This is a genomic window from Ruegeria sp. HKCCD7296, assembly GCF_013110775.1.
GTDB lineage: Bacteria > Pseudomonadota > Alphaproteobacteria > Rhodobacterales > Rhodobacteraceae > Ruegeria.
The window spans coordinates 25,752-40,300 of sequence record NZ_WVRF01000013.1 but is presented as its reverse complement, the minus strand read 5'-3'; the positions used below and the strand labels follow the sequence as shown (position 1 = coordinate 40,300).

At 56.8% G+C, this 14,549-nt stretch carries 13 protein-coding genes; 10 read left to right on the top strand and 3 right to left on the bottom strand.

Translation table 11 applies throughout. The features are described 5' to 3' along the window. Positions 1-273: 273 nt before the first annotated feature. The 4 genes from GS632_RS16265 (at position 274) to rpoD (ending at position 6,262) form a co-directional block, all read left to right on the top strand. Positions 274-1,704: a Glu/Leu/Phe/Val dehydrogenase gene (locus GS632_RS16265; protein ID WP_171174873.1), complete on the top strand. Its 1,431-nt coding sequence runs from the start codon at positions 274-276 to the stop codon at positions 1,702-1,704. A gap of 132 nt (positions 1,705-1,836) precedes the next feature. Next, positions 1,837-2,133 (top strand): hypothetical protein, encoded by a 297-nt coding sequence (locus GS632_RS16260; protein WP_171174871.1) that lies wholly within the window; start codon positions 1,837-1,839, stop codon positions 2,131-2,133. Between the two features lie 79 nt (positions 2,134-2,212). Next, positions 2,213-4,159: a DNA primase gene (gene dnaG / locus GS632_RS16255; RefSeq protein ID WP_171237343.1), complete on the top strand. Its 1,947-nt coding sequence runs from the start codon at positions 2,213-2,215 to the stop codon at positions 4,157-4,159. Positions 4,160-4,273: 114 nt separating this feature from the next. Continuing rightward, the gene (gene rpoD, locus GS632_RS16250) at positions 4,274-6,262 is read left to right on the top strand and encodes an RNA polymerase sigma factor RpoD (RefSeq protein WP_171722206.1); all 1,989 of its coding nucleotides are present in this window, start codon (positions 4,274-4,276) and stop codon (positions 6,260-6,262) included. Between the two features lie 172 nt (positions 6,263-6,434). Here the strand turns inward: rpoD and GS632_RS16245 are convergent, their stop codons facing one another. Continuing rightward, entirely contained in the window at positions 6,435-7,454 is a 1,020-nt protein-coding gene (locus GS632_RS16245; RefSeq protein WP_171174866.1) for an AraC family transcriptional regulator, read from the bottom strand. A 328-nt stretch (positions 7,455-7,782) separates the two neighbouring features. On the opposite strand from GS632_RS16245, the gene GS632_RS16240 reads away from it, so the two are divergent. From GS632_RS16240 to ribD, 6 genes are all read left to right on the top strand, one after another. Next, on the top strand, positions 7,783-8,220 hold the full coding sequence (locus tag GS632_RS16240) for a thiol-disulfide oxidoreductase DCC family protein (RefSeq protein WP_171722205.1): 438 nt from the start codon (positions 7,783-7,785) through the stop codon (positions 8,218-8,220). A gap of 2 nt (positions 8,221-8,222) precedes the next feature. Beyond that, on the top strand, positions 8,223-8,768 hold the full coding sequence (locus GS632_RS16235; RefSeq protein ID WP_171722204.1) for a DUF4166 domain-containing protein: 546 nt from the start codon (positions 8,223-8,225) through the stop codon (positions 8,766-8,768). A gap of 77 nt (positions 8,769-8,845) precedes the next feature. Continuing rightward, complete coding sequence (locus tag GS632_RS16230) at positions 8,846-9,250, top strand: hypothetical protein (protein WP_171174862.1); 405 nt, start codon at positions 8,846-8,848, stop codon at positions 9,248-9,250. A gap of 21 nt (positions 9,251-9,271) precedes the next feature. Further along, on the top strand, positions 9,272-9,685 hold the full coding sequence (locus tag GS632_RS16225; protein ID WP_171236439.1) for a secondary thiamine-phosphate synthase enzyme YjbQ: 414 nt from the start codon (positions 9,272-9,274) through the stop codon (positions 9,683-9,685). A 120-nt stretch (positions 9,686-9,805) separates the two neighbouring features. After that, the gene (gene nrdR / locus GS632_RS16220; RefSeq protein WP_050602693.1) at positions 9,806-10,276 is read left to right on the top strand and encodes a transcriptional regulator NrdR; all 471 of its coding nucleotides are present in this window, start codon (positions 9,806-9,808) and stop codon (positions 10,274-10,276) included. Beyond that, complete coding sequence (gene ribD, locus GS632_RS16215; RefSeq protein ID WP_171174858.1) at positions 10,273-11,373, top strand: bifunctional diaminohydroxyphosphoribosylaminopyrimidine deaminase/5-amino-6-(5-phosphoribosylamino)uracil reductase RibD; 1,101 nt, start codon at positions 10,273-10,275, stop codon at positions 11,371-11,373. Before nrdR ends, ribD begins: the two co-directional genes overlap by 4 nt. A 2-nt stretch (positions 11,374-11,375) precedes the next feature. On the opposite strand, the gene GS632_RS16210 is transcribed toward ribD, so the two are convergent. Together GS632_RS16210 and GS632_RS16205 are read right to left on the bottom strand one after the other, a co-directional pair. Further along, positions 11,376-13,376, bottom strand: coding sequence for a capsular polysaccharide biosynthesis protein (locus GS632_RS16210; protein WP_171237347.1), 2,001 nt, complete (start codon positions 13,374-13,376; stop codon positions 11,376-11,378). 3 nt (positions 13,377-13,379) lie between these two features. Then, positions 13,380-14,513 carry a polysaccharide biosynthesis/export family protein gene (locus GS632_RS16205; protein ID WP_348540074.1) on the bottom strand — a complete coding sequence of 378 codons (1,134 nt, stop codon included), beginning with the start codon at positions 14,511-14,513 and terminating at the stop codon, positions 13,380-13,382. Positions 14,514-14,549 lie beyond the last annotated feature (36 nt).

Sequence of the window (14,549 nt, the reverse complement as noted above, 5' to 3'; positions counted from 1 at the left end):
ATTTAATTTTCAATCATGGCGTGAATTGGGCGAAAAAGGCTTGGTTTTGGCCTTTTTACGCGTATTTCGGGTATAAAACTGTGCGCCGTTACCGTTCTGTCGATGAAATGAAAACAATTCATTAACTGTTGAGGCGATTGCCCGACTCACCTCGTTTGGTGACGTATTTGTTAACGAAATGATGAAAAAAAGTGCATTGTTTGATTGCAGCCTGACGCAACTGGTGCGACAAAACGTCATGACGTTACGTCTGGTATCGATACGGAGGAATGTATGACCGGCATCAAAGAACCCAGCTTTCGTGAGAGTGTTGATCTGATGTTCAACAGGGCAGCGTCACTAATGGACCTGCCGCCAGGGCTGGAACAAAAGATCCGGGTGTGCAACGCAACGTATACGGTTCGCTTCGGGGTGCGTCTGCGGGGTGAAATCCACACGTTTACTGGCTATCGCTCAGTCCACTCTGAACATATGGAGCCGGTCAAAGGTGGTATTCGTTACGCCACTGCCGTTAACCAGGACGAAGTTGAGGCGCTCGCTGCGCTGATGACCTACAAGTGCGCGCTTGTCGAAACGCCGTTTGGTGGATCGAAAGGCGGGTTGTGCATCGATCCGCGCCAGTATGAAGAGCATGAGTTGGAACAAATCACGCGGCGCTTTGCTTATGAACTTGCGAAGCGTGACCTGATCAACCCGTCGCAAAACGTACCGGCCCCTGACATGGGCACGGGCGAACGTGAAATGGCGTGGATGGCTGATCAATACGCGCGCATGAATACGACTGATATCAATGCGCGGGCCTGTGTGACCGGCAAGCCGCTGAATGCAGGCGGTATAGCCGGGCGGGTCGAGGCAACCGGGCGCGGCATTCAATACGCGCTGCGCGAGTTTTTCCGTCATCCCGAAGACATCGCCAAGGCGGGGCTGGAAGGCAGCCTGGACGGTAAGCGCGTTGTTGTGCAGGGGCTTGGCAACGTGGGTTACCACGCGGCGAAGTTCCTCAGCGAAGAAGATGGCTCTCGCATCGTGGGGATCATCGAATGGGATGGCGCGCTGTACAACCCCGACGGTATCGACGTAGAGGCGGTTCGGCAGTGGATCGTCAAACATGGCGGCGTCAAGGACTACCCTGATGCGACCCACTCAGCCGAAGGTGCAAGTGTGTTGGAAGCGGATTGCGACATTCTGGTCCCGGCGGCCTTGGAGGGGGTGATCAACCTGTCCAATGCCGAGCGGATCAAAGCACCGCTGATCATCGAAGCGGCGAACGGTCCAGTGACGGCGGGTGCGGATGAAATCCTGCGAAAAAAGGGCACGGTGATCATCCCGGACATGTATGCCAACGCTGGTGGTGTGACGGTCTCGTACTTCGAATGGGTCAAAAACCTCAGCCATATCCGCTTTGGCCGGATGCAGCGACGCCAGGAAGAAGCGCGCCATGAACTGATCGTCAGTGAATTGGAGCGTTTGGACCGTTATCTGGGCGAGGCCTGGTCGATGTCTCCGGATTTCAAAGCCAAATACCTTAAAGGTGCGGATGAGTTGGAACTTGTCCGGTCGGGCCTGGATGACACTATGCGCATTGCCTATCAATCCATGCGCGAGGTCTGGCACAGCCGTGATGATGTCGAGGATCTTCGGACCGCGGCCTATATCGTCGCAATTGACCGTGTGGCCAGCAGCTATCGGGCCAAGGGGCTATGATCACGGCCGGAGGGGGAGGGCGTTCCACCCCCTCCGCAACGCAAAACCCTGAACACGTTTTCCAAATGGTAATGGCGGGTCTGTCTATGGGCGGGTAAGCTGCGGTCAAACCAATGATTCCGGGAGACCTCAATGTTGCGTATCGCTATCGCTGCCGTTGTGCTTGCCACACCCTTGGCTGCAGCTGAAACCAAGGAACAAAGCTGCAAGTATCAGGCCGACGTCGTTGCCGCGATCCAGCAGGCGCGTCTGGACAGGGTGAAGGAGCGCGACGTTCCGAAGGCTGTGGCTGACAGTGGCCCGACCTGGCCCGAGAATTACAATGCCGCAATCCCACTGATTACGCCTTGGGTCTACGAACAGAAGATGCGAGACGTGCGCAAGAAAGATTTGGGCGCGGCCTGGTTGGAGCTGTGTTTGCAGCAGTAATCCACATTCCCGCATTTCCTTGTGGATAAGCCCACGCCATCCCCTTGGCGTGGGTTTTCATTTCTGGCAGGTTTGATCTATGTCTTTGCCCCCCGGATTTCTGGATGAGTTGCGCACCCGGCTAAGCCTGTCTCAGGTCGTCGGACGCAAAGTCATGTGGGATCAGCGCAAATCTAATCAGGGCAAGGGTGATATGTGGGCTCCGTGCCCGTTTCACCATGAAAAGACTGCTTCGTTCCATGTCGATGACCAGAAGGGCTTTTATTACTGCTTCGGCTGTCACGCCAAAGGTGACGCGATCAGTTTTGTGAAGGAGACCGAGAATGTCTCGTTTATCGAAGCAGTCGAGATACTAGCGCGTGAGGCTGGGATGCCCATGCCCGCACGCGATCCCAAAGCGCAGGAAAAGCTGGACCGCCGGTCGCAACTGGCCGATGTGATGGAGCAGGCGGTGCAGTTCTTCCGCCTGCAGCTCAAGACCGGTGCAGGGGCGACTGCACGCGATTACCTTGCGGGCCGAGGGCTGGATGCCCAGGCGCTGGATCGGTGGGAGATCGGATTTGCCCCGGACGGCTGGCAGGCGCTGTGGGATCATTTGCGCGGTAAGAATGTGGCTGAGGATCTGATCCTTGGGGCGGGGCTGGCCAAGCCGTCGAACAAGGGTAAGAAGCCCTACGACACGTTCCGTAACCGGATCATGTTCCCCATCCGCGATGCGCGTGGACGCTGTATCGCGTTTGGCGGTCGGGCGATGGATCCAAATGACAACGCCAAGTATCTGAACTCTCCCGAGACCGAGTTATTCGACAAAGGGCGCAGTCTCTATAACCATGGTCCTGCGCGGCAGGCGTCCGGCAAGGGGCAGCCGCTGATCGTGGCTGAAGGGTATATGGACGTAATCGCGCTGGCCGAGGCGGGTTTTGGAGCATCAGTTGCCCCTTTGGGCACAGCCATCACCGAGCATCAGCTACAATTGCTCTGGCGTGTTTCCAATGAACCGATCATCGCGCTTGACGGTGACACGGCGGGTCTGCGTGCGGCGATGCGCGCCGTCGATCTGGCCTTGCCGTTGCTCGAGGCAGGAAAATCTCTGCGCTTTGCTTTGATGCCAGAAGGCAAAGACCCCGATGATCTTTTGCGGGCAGAAGGGCCGGGGGCCGTGCAATCGGTGTTGGAAAGCGCCATTCCGATGGTCAAACTGCTGTGGCAGCGCGAAACCGAAGGTAAGATTTTTGACAGCCCCGAGCGCAAGGCGGCACTGGATAAATCCCTGCGGGAAAAGCTCAAGCTGATCCGTGACCCGTCGATCCGATCGCATTACGGGCAAGAGATCAAGGATTTGCGCTGGCAACTTTTCCGTCCCCAGCGCCAACCACAGAACCGACAGTGGCAACCGCGTGGTAAGTGGCAACCGCCGCAATCGGCAACGCCGGGTGCGCGGGCGTCTTTCCTGGCATCGTCCGAGACCGCTGATATTCAACTGCGCGAGGCGGCCATTCTCGCCATTTCTATCCTCAACCCACAGGTCGTTGTCCAGTTCGAGCACCAGCTTGAAGACATGGAATGTCTCAACCCCGAATACGCTGCCCTGCGGGACGCCATTCTGCGCCACGCGATTGATGATCCGGATCATCTGAAAGACCACATTGTGGATTCTTTAGGTCACCAGCCCCTTGAAAACCTGCTGGCCCTTCGCCATGTCGCAGTGATCCCCTGTGTGTACAAACCGGGCGATGTTGAAAAGGCCGAGATGACACTGGCCGAGGAACTCGCAAAGATCAAAGCGCTCCGGGGGTTGGATGCTGAGATAGCCGAAGCGGCGGAGGAATTGTCTGATCTGGCCGATGAGGCGCTGACATATCGGCTGGCGCAAGCCGCTGAAGAGCGCAACCGAACAAGCCGCAGCCAGAACGAAGACAGGGCCGTTTTCGACATTGCCGACAATGGAGCGCGAATCAACCGCGACGAGAAAGACGCGTTCGAGGCAATCATGTCCGGTATCAATTTCGAGCGGAAACGCCGGTAAACTGGTGTTTTCATAAGGCACTGGAAAAGAAAAACGGGTAAACGGGTGGCCGAATCACTTCTAAGCGCTAATGATTCGGTTCAAACGAATCACCCATCCCTGCAGGAGCATTGAATGGCCGCCAAAGACACGACCGAAGATCGCAAATCCGAAGAGCAGGAACAGGAAATCTCGCTGGACATGAGCCAGGCCCAGGTCAAGAAGATGATCGCCGAGGCCCGCGAGAAAGGTTACATCACCTACGACCAGCTCAACCAGGTTCTGCCACCGGATCAGGTCAGCTCGGAACAGATCGAAGACGTAATGTCGATGCTGTCCGAGATGGGCATCAACATCATCGAAGATGAAGAGGCAGAAGAGGAAGAGAACAAGGGCTCGACCGAACTGACCACCACCGAAAGCAACCGTGAGGTTGCGTTGGCCGGGGCCGCCACCGAAAAACTGGATCGGACCGACGATCCCGTTCGCATGTATTTGCGCGAAATGGGATCGGTTGAACTGCTGAGCCGTGAAGGCGAGATTGCCATCGCTAAACGGATCGAAGCCGGCCGCAACACCATGATCGCTGGATTGTGCGAAAGTCCGTTGACGTTCCAGGCGATCACAATCTGGCATGACGAATTGCTGTCCGAAGACATTCTTCTACGCGACGTCATCGATCTGGAAACCACCTTTGGCAACCAGATGGACGAAGACGGCGATGTGGAAGAGCCTGTGGTCGACACGTCCGCTGTGCAGGCGGCCAAGCCTGCGAAAGATACCGGCCCCGAGCTGGATGCTGACGGCAACCCGCTGAACAATGACGACGATGACGACGACGATGATCAGGCCAACATGTCGCTGGCCGCGATGGAAGCGGCGTTGAAGGATCAGGTTCTGACCACGCTCGAACGCATTTCGACCGATTTCTCGATGTTGTCGGAAATGCAGGACAGCCGGATTTCAGCCACCCTGAACGAGGACGGCTCGTTTAGTAAAAAGGACGAAGAAACCTATCAGAAGCTGCGTGCCGAAATCGTTGAACTGGTGAATGGTCTTCACCTGCACAACAACCGGATCGAAGCGCTGATCGACCAGCTCTACGGTATCAACCGTCGAATCATGTCTCTGGACAGCGCGATGGTAAAATTGGCGGATCAGGCACGCATCAACCGTCGTGAGTTCATCGAAGCGTACCGGGGCCGCGAACTGGACCCGAACTGGCTGGCAGAGATGGCTGAAAAGCCGGGCCGTGGCTGGCAAATGTTCATCGAACGCTCGACCGCCAAGGTTGAAGAACTGCGCAACGACATGGCGCAGGTCGGTCAGTATGTTGGTCTCGATATCTCGGAATTCCGCCGCATCGTGCAGCAGGTTCAAAAGGGTGAGAAAGAAGCCCGTCAGGCCAAGAAAGAAATGGTCGAAGCCAACCTGCGTTTGGTGATCTCGATCGCCAAAAAGTACACGAACCGTGGCCTGCAATTCCTTGATCTTATTCAGGAAGGCAACATTGGCCTGATGAAAGCGGTGGACAAGTTCGAATACCGTCGCGGCTACAAGTTCTCGACCTATGCGACTTGGTGGATCCGTCAGGCGATCACGCGGTCTATCGCGGATCAGGCGCGGACGATCCGTATCCCGGTTCACATGATCGAAACGATCAATAAGCTGGTCCGCACGGGACGCCAGATGCTGCACGAAATCGGTCGCGAGCCGACGCCGGAAGAGTTGGCCGAAAAGCTGCAGATGCCGCTTGAGAAGGTTCGCAAGGTGATGAAGATCGCCAAGGAACCGATCTCATTGGAAACTCCGATTGGCGACGAGGAAGACAGCCAGTTGGGCGATTTCATCGAGGACAAGAATGCTGTGCTGCCGCTGGAAAGCGCCATTCAAGAAAACCTCAAGGAAACCACGACACGGGTTCTGGCCTCGCTTACGCCGCGTGAGGAACGCGTTCTGCGGATGCGTTTTGGCATCGGTATGAACACCGATCACACCTTGGAAGAAGTGGGTCAGCAATTCAGCGTGACCCGCGAACGGATTCGTCAGATCGAGGCGAAGGCGCTGCGCAAGTTGAAGCACCCCAGCCGATCTCGAAAACTGCGGTCTTTCCTGGATCAGTAAGTACAAAGGCGCCTCGTCCGAGGCGCCTTTTTTATTCGGTCTTCACGATGGCCTGTTCTCTTATCACATTGGCGGGAAATCACACGGGATGGGCGGCGTCCCTGTCTATATCTGTTTTGTCCACTCACGGGACGGGGCCGGGGCGAGGCTTTCGGGCTTATGACCCCCGGTCTCACCGCTGAAGGGGATGTTCGACGCGGGTCTTGAAAGCGCTTGGTGGTTGGCCAGTCCAGCGTTTAAAGGCGGTCGAGAAGGCGGCCTGATCTGCGTACCCGAGTGAAAATGAAATCTCTGACAGAGTCATCCGGTTGGTCAGGAAGGTCTGGGCAAGATCACACCTGAGGTCGTCCACGATGTCGCGATAGCTTGTGCCTTCTTCTTTCAGGCGACGGCCAAAGGTTCTAAGGCTCATTCCAAGGTTCGAAGCTATGACCTCGGCCTGTGGGATTGTGCCGGGCAGGGATCGGGTGATTAGCCCTTCGGTCCGAGCACGGATCGAGTGTTCGGGTTTCTTGCGTTCCGCCAGTAGGCGCTCTGCGTATTCCAAAAGATGCTCGCGCAGTTTGGGATCATACGTCGGAACCGGCAGATCCAGTGCCGAAAGGGGCAAAACAATCTCAATTTTTTCCGATCCAAAGACCACCGGAAAACCTGCAAGTTTTTCAAAGCTTTTGATATGATCCCCAACCTCATGCTGAAACCTTATCTCAATCGGGTTCAGGTTGATCTGAGTCAGGTTCCGCATTCTTGCGAGGGCGGCGAAGATCAGAAATTCGGTGCGCCGGTGATAACGGGCAAAACCCGCATCTTTCCAATCGGCTTCCAAAGTAGCGAAATTCCCGGCGATACGCAGACTAAGCGCGATGGCCGGGTCGATGATGCCGTGAAAGCGTGAAAGGTTCTCCATCACCTGTTTCAGGTCGCGTGAATACTTGCTGATGTAAGCCGTCACGGTCGAGGCGGATGTGACCTCAAGCCCGGTACGGGCCGCAAAGGTAATGTCTTTGGTCGCGTCACATGCGAAGCGGACGAACAGGGCCTCTGTCTGAATACTGCAGGTTTCAACCGGTGGGGCGACATCCTGCGGCCTGAGGCCGGTTCGCTTCAGGACAGCCTTAGACAACTCTCCGTTTCCACTGTGACGATCCAGCGCCTGAATAATGAAATGTAGACGGCCAACATCCACGTCCATCGCGCAACAATACCTTACGATTACAAAACAATAGACAGCATATCATAGAATTTCGAATGACACTTGGGATTTTGACGGTCGCGACATCATGTGATGGCAGAAACGCAAAAGAAACTGGCCAGATCGAACATGGGTTTTGCGGTGTGAACACCCAGATAAGCTGTGTTGCCGGGTCAGCACCTTTAGGGGATGAGGTCAGAGCCTTCGGAGAAATCACCACTCTCTGCTCAGCGCTCCCCGGCACGCCCCCCCTTCGCAGATGTCGCATTGTTCTGGAACAACAGATTTGACACCCTGTGGGAAAGGCGATGTCACGGATGTCAACGATATGCGGGAAAGTGCAGTAAGTTCAAAACTCTACGATCAAAACTTGATTGTGTTTGATGGCCAATGCGTGCTGTGTTCGGGTTTCTTCAGATTCATGCTCAGACATGATCGGTCGCGGTGCTTTCTGTTCGCAACTGCCCAATCCCCGCTTGGGCAGAAGCTCTATCAGGAGTTGGACCTGCCCACGCAAGATTTTGAAACCAACTTGGTGATCGTGGATGGAGTGGTCTATCAGCATCTGGATGCGTTTGCCGCAGCTATGCGTCAACTTCCCGGAATGTGGCGGCTGTTGTCACTGTGCCGTTTCTTGCCCAATGCGCTCAAAAACCCTGCGTATCGTCTGATCGCGCGAAACAGGTATAAACTGTTCGGAAAATCCAGCACTTGTCTGGTACCGGGGCCTGACATTTGGGCGCGATTTGTGAGCGATGGTTATTGATGATGAATGACCCGTTCTTGCAGGCATTGGGATCGGTCGAGTATTTACCCGCTGCGGTTCTTCGCCTGCACAGCACAGAAGGATTGTATTCCGGCCAATGTGATATCGAGCCAGGCAGAGGTGTGTTGGCGGCGGTTGCCACCTATCTGGCCGGATTTCCCCCTAGTGGAAAAGATGTTGCGGTCTCGGTTTCGATCCGCGACCGGGGCAAAGCAGTGTCCTGGGAGCGCGACTTTGGCGGGCATCGCACCACTTCGCACCTGACATACGATGAAAACCGGAAATGCGTTCGTGAAGACTTTGGTGCGATTTCGATTTGGTTGCGACCCGCTTGGCAGAACGATGCACTGCACATCGAAATTCATCGCTTGACCATCTTTGGTATTTTGATGCCCGCCTTTGCGTTGCCGCGCTCTCGCACGCGAGAATGGCAGGATGCACAAGGGCGATTCCGGTTTGATGTCTCAGCCCGGGCACCGGGTTTTGGATTGCTGATCCGGTATCGCGGGTGGCTCACGCCGGATCACACAATGCAGGGGGCTGGCTGAATTGGTCGTGAGGGGCACTGTGCAATGCAAGAAGCTGGACTAACCTATCTGGGACACACAATCAGGGAAGATTAACGATGAAAAAGTTATACACATTTGCCGCGTTGGCGACCGTTGCCTTTAGTGTTCCCATGGCCGCCGATGCTGCGCGGAACGGGTATCGTACTGAGCCGATCAACGCCACGGATTTCGAAGTTATACCGCGTGGGGATCAGCGCACAGAAGGCTATTGGTGTGCGGCTGCGGATTATGCGCGCCGGACCTTGGGGTTGGGTTGGCAAGACAGGATCTACGTGTTGCGCGGATACGGGCCCAGTGTCACCACCGGTCGCAGAACGGCAGTTCAGTTTTCGATCAAGCAACCTGAGACCGCCGAGGTGCAACCCAGCAGCTTTATTTCGTTCGGGTTTCAACCCGGCAACAGTGAATCTGTACAAGGTGCAAACTCACGGTGTAACTATCGGCCGTTCTTCAACGACTGATAAACCCACAGGATCGTCACGATGCAGACTGAATTCGTTGTGCACACCCAAGGTCCGGGGCTTTACGAATTCACGTCTGACATCCGGGAATGGGTGGATCAGTGGTCTGCCGATGGCGTTCTGACGCTGTTCGTTCGCCATACTTCGTGTTCCCTGCTGATCCAAGAAAACGCCGACCCCGAGGTTCAAACCGACCTTCAGGCGTTTTTCGAACGACTTGTGCCTGCGTCCGACCATCCGGCAATGTCTTACCTGCGGCACACATATGAAGGACCAGATGACATGCCTGCGCATATCAAGGCTGCACTTATGCCTGTGTCGTTGACGATCCCTGTGTCTCAAGGGCGGATGGTTCTTGGAACCTGGCAGGGGATTTACCTGTTTGAACACCGCACTGCACCTCATCAAAGACGTGTCGCCGCGCATCTGGCCTGACCCTTTATCTAGCGGTTGAAAATTCCGACTACCCAAATCCTAGCGGCTGCCCTATAGTTGTGGATAAGTAAGCCGCAGCGCTTACAAAAAGAGGCCGAACAAGGGACGAGGAGACGGCGGATGCGCTGCCCGTTTTGCGGAAATATCGACACTCAGGTAAAAGACTCACGCCCGGCAGAGGACCACGTGGCTATCCGCCGACGCCGGTTTTGCCCGGCCTGTGGAGGGCGGTTCACAACGTACGAGCGTGTGCAACTGCGAGATCTGGTGGTCATTAAAACCAACGGCAAGCGCGAGGATTTCGACCGCGACAAGCTGGAGCGTTCGATCCGCATCTCGATGCAGAAACGGCCTGTTGATCCGGAACGGATCGATCAGATGATCTCGGGCATCGTGCGTCGGCTGGAAAGCATGGGCGACACTGATATTCCGTCAAACAAGATCGGTGAGATCGTCATGGAAGCTCTGGCGCGGATCGATACCGTCGCCTATGTTCGCTTTGCGAGTGTGTATAAGAATTTCCAGGCGGCCGATGATTTCGAGGAGTTTGTCCACGAACTGCGCCCGCCGCAGCCTCCGACGGACGAGTGAACGAAACAGATAAGCGATTTATGGCGCTGGCCCTGTCATTGGGGCGGCGCGGCCAAGGGACGTGCTGGCCGAACCCAGCTGTGGGCTGTGTCATCGTGCGCGATGGCCGGATCATCGGGCGCGGTTGGACCCAACCGGGGGGGCGTCCGCATGCCGAGACCGAGGCGTTGGCCCAAGCCGGACAGGCCGCGCGTGGCGCTACCGTCTATGTAACATTAGAACCCTGCGCGCATCACGGCAAAACGCCGCCCTGCGCCGAAGCTTTGATTGCAGCCGGCGTCGCCCGCGTTGTGGCCGCCGTGGAAGACAGCGACCCGAGGGTGGCAGGGCAGGGCTTTGCCATGTTGCGCGAGGCTGGAATCGAGGTCGAAACGGGCGTTCTGGCAGAACAGGCGGAGCAGGATCTGGAAGGTTTTTTCTTAAAGACCGAACAGGGACGGCCGTTTGTGACCCTCAAACTGGCCAGCAGTTTTGATGGTCGGATCGCTACCTCAACCGGACACAGTCAATGGATCACCGGACCTAAGGCGCGGCGTGTCGTGCACGCGATGCGCGCCCGCCACGATGCGGTGATGGTAGGGGCAGGGACGGCGCGTGCCGATGATCCCTCGCTGACAGTGCGAGACCTGGGTGTCGCGCATCAGCCGGTGCGCGTGGTGGTGTCGCGTCACATGGACATCTCTTTGATGGGGCAGTTGGCACGCACTGCAGCGAAAACACCGGTATGGCTCTGTCATGCCCATCATCCTGATCCAGAGCGTGCACGCGCTTGGGAGGGTCTTGGCGCAAAACTTATCCCGTGCGCCTTGAAAGATCATCATATTGACGCGCTGGATCTGCTTCAGCAATTGGGGCAGGCCGGCCTGACAAGCGTATTCTGCGAAGGCGGGGCGGCTCTTGCGGCTTCGCTTTTGGCCGAGGATCTGGTGGACGAACTGGTGGGCTTCACCGCTGGGGTGACCATCGGAGCCGACGGGCTTTCGGCCGTTGGATCTCTGGAACTTAAGACACTGGACGAAGCACCAAGGTTCGAGCTGATTGAAACGCAGGTTGTGGGCGGGGATATCCTGCACTGCTGGCGCAAACCCTCGCTGTAGGATTAACGCCACAAATGCGCGTGGGTCGCAAACGCGCCCTGAAGTTTCGACAGCACTCGATTTACCGGCCCAGTGGGCACAGAATTCCCTTGGGCAAGACGCTCTACCGCCACTTCCACCGGACAGGGCTGGCCTGTGACGGGATCGAAGTAGCGGGGATAGTCGATCAGGGTTGCATGTACCAACCCCGTCAACGACGGTCTCGCACCGCGCCGAACTGGAACCGCCCCTAGATCGGTGGTCAGGCCCCAACCGGCATAGAACGGTGCGCCGAGGGTTGTAACCTTTACCCCGCGCAACAAAGCCTCGAACCCCAGAAGCGATGTCATTGTCCAGACTTCTTGGACATGGGGCAGAAGCGAGGCGGGATCTGTGTCAGCGACGACTATGTCGGCCAACGTCGCGGCGTCGATCCTGCCTTCGCGCAGCCCGGCTTCAACATCGGGGTGCGGCTTGTAGATCAGGATTGCGTTTGGATTGGCGTTGCGGGCAGCTTTCAGCAGATCCAAATTGCTGCGCACCGTGCTGGTGCCCAGCAGGACCGAGGCATCATCCTCAACCTGTCCCGGCACTAAAATACGATGCCCTTCGGGCAGGGCGGAGGCGGGCTGGCCCATATTGTATTTGCTCAATCCCTCTGCCAACAACCGCTGTATCAGGCGCTCGGCCCGCAATTCCTGATCCGGGCGTAGAGTTTCACGTCGACTGATCAGGTCTTCTAACTGGCTAGGTTTTGTCGGATCGTAGTAAATGCCGATTTCATCCGTCACCAACGAGAGTGGAGGGACAAGTTCTGCCCCCAAGCCACGCGACCTCAGAAACCCGTCTTCGACCCGCACCGCACCATCGGTGTCGCGTGCCTGATTGGCCCAGACCATATGTGGGCGCTCTGCAGTTTCGGGCTGTGCCGCTGTAAATCGCAGCTTTGCGTGCTGCCCGAATATCTGCTGCAGATGCTTGCGTTTCCACAGCCGCATACCAGAGGCGGTCCATCCGTTCCGGTCCTGCCGCCACGCGCGGGTTTGCGCTTCGAGCGTGTCCAGCACTGTTTCAAGTTCGCATAGTTTATCCCGAAAAGGATCGTACCATGTGGGGTACAGCAGCATAGCTGCAGCGAAAAGCTGCGCGCGGGTCAGGTTGCGTTGGCGGCGCGCAATTGGGTTCTCATCCTGTGTCAGGCCCCAGCCAGCGTAGAATGGCTGACCGAACACACGTGGTTTGTGCCCGGCCAGAACAGCCTCGAACCCCAGTTGTGAGGACACAGTGTAAACGGCAACAGCACCTTCCAGCAGGGGCCAGGGGCTGATCGGTGCGTTGAACAGCGAGATCCGATCTGAAAGGTCCTGATCGGTGAAATGCCCTTGGCGATGACCCGCCTGCGTTTCCGGGTGTGTCTTGATCAGTATCTGTGCGCCAGGGTTTTCTTCTTGCGCGACAAACAGCATTTCAAGAAAACGAGCCCGGTCCGCGCCGCTGGCTGTAACCGCAGCGTCGCCCACCGTTTGATCGACGACCAGAACATATCCGGGGTCCGGAGGGGTCAAGGCCAGATCAAAGGCGGAATATTTGCTGAGATGCAGTTCTTTGATCCGTTCGATTGCAGCGCGCGCGCGATTCAGCAGGGCGGTGTCGTCCAACGGCTCATTGATCAGAGTCTTTTCAAGGTCCGATGGGGCTGACGCGTCGAAATGCAGCCCCGAGCGATCTATGAATAAGCCCAGGGGGCTCTCTCCCTCGCGTCCCGGGTGCAACGATCTGAGGAATGCATCTTCGATCCGTACAACCGGCGCGTCGTGTTTTTCGGCGACCGTTAGGCCGCGATGTGCAGTTGGGCTGTCGCCCCAAACCCCTACGCAATCACCGCTTTTGGGAATGCCCAAACGAACGTCAAAGCCAGCAAGGGACAAGATCCGCTTCAGGCGCTTTTGCGTCAAAAAGCCACCATTATAGACAAACAGCCGGGTACGGCTGTCCCCGGCTGAGCTGTCCTCGTCGGGGATCATGCATCAGTTACCAGTGAGCGTGGCAACGTTGGCAATAGGTGTCAGGCCGCCCGCGATAAGTGAGATGGATTTGCTCCACTGTGCGTATGGCGCTTCGGTCACGTAGATTGTGTCGTCGTCGCGGATCACGAAATCCCGCGCGATGAACAGGCCGTTGGGTGCTGTCAGATTCAGCAGATAAATCATGCGTTGGTCGCCCTTCAGGTCCGCACGGCCGGTGATGCTGCGAGCCACGCTCTCGCGTTCTTTGCGCAGGATGAAGATACCTGTCGGATCCGAGGATAGCGTCAGCAATCCACCTACTTGGGCAAGTGCTTCAAGGGCAGAAAGGTCCTGGCTTTCAAAGGCCACGCGGGACTGGCCGCCTGTAGCGCCAAGCGCGATATAGGACCGGCTGTCTTCTTCCACCAGGATGCGATCGCCACCGCGAAGGGCCACATCAAGCTTGGGATTCCGATACAGGTCTTCGTACCAGACAGTGCCCCTTTGTCCGCCACGGATCAGTGTCACCAATGCAATGTCAGACGCCACCGAGACGCCCCCCGCCTGAGACAACATGCCCAACAAAGAGCGGGTCGGCCGTTGGATCGCGTATATGCCCGGTGCGTTTACTGTGCCGGTCAACGATACAGTGGACCCGTCGCCTGCAGCGCGCCGCACTTCGACCTGTGGATCCGGTGTCTGTTCCTGCAATTTGTTTGTGATCAGAACGCGCAATTGTTCCGGTGTGTTTCCGGCAGCCCGTAAGCGACCTGCATAGGGAACAAAGATGAAGCCTTCGCTATCAACCTGCACCTCTTCCAGCGCCGTTGCCGCGCCAGTTTCGGTGGTCAAAAGGCCGTCATCAACGTTTTCCCAAATGGTCAGGCTCAGCACATCACCGGGGCGAACCGTATCAGCGGTCAAGGTCTGGGCACTGCTGAACGAAGGGGAAAAGCCGAATTGTGGGATCGCGGATGTGGCACGTGTCACTCGATCATCGACCTCGACAACAAACGCGTTGCCACCATTCTGCACAGCACCTGCCAGGATTTCGGTTTTGTTCGGTCCGGATTTCGGAAGCTGGCACGCGGCCATCAGGCCGATTGCGGCCACAAGGGAAACCCCCCGCATCCAACGCATAGGAGAGATCTTCACTGCCGGTGTCCTCAGTCTTTTTGTACTTGTGCGCAG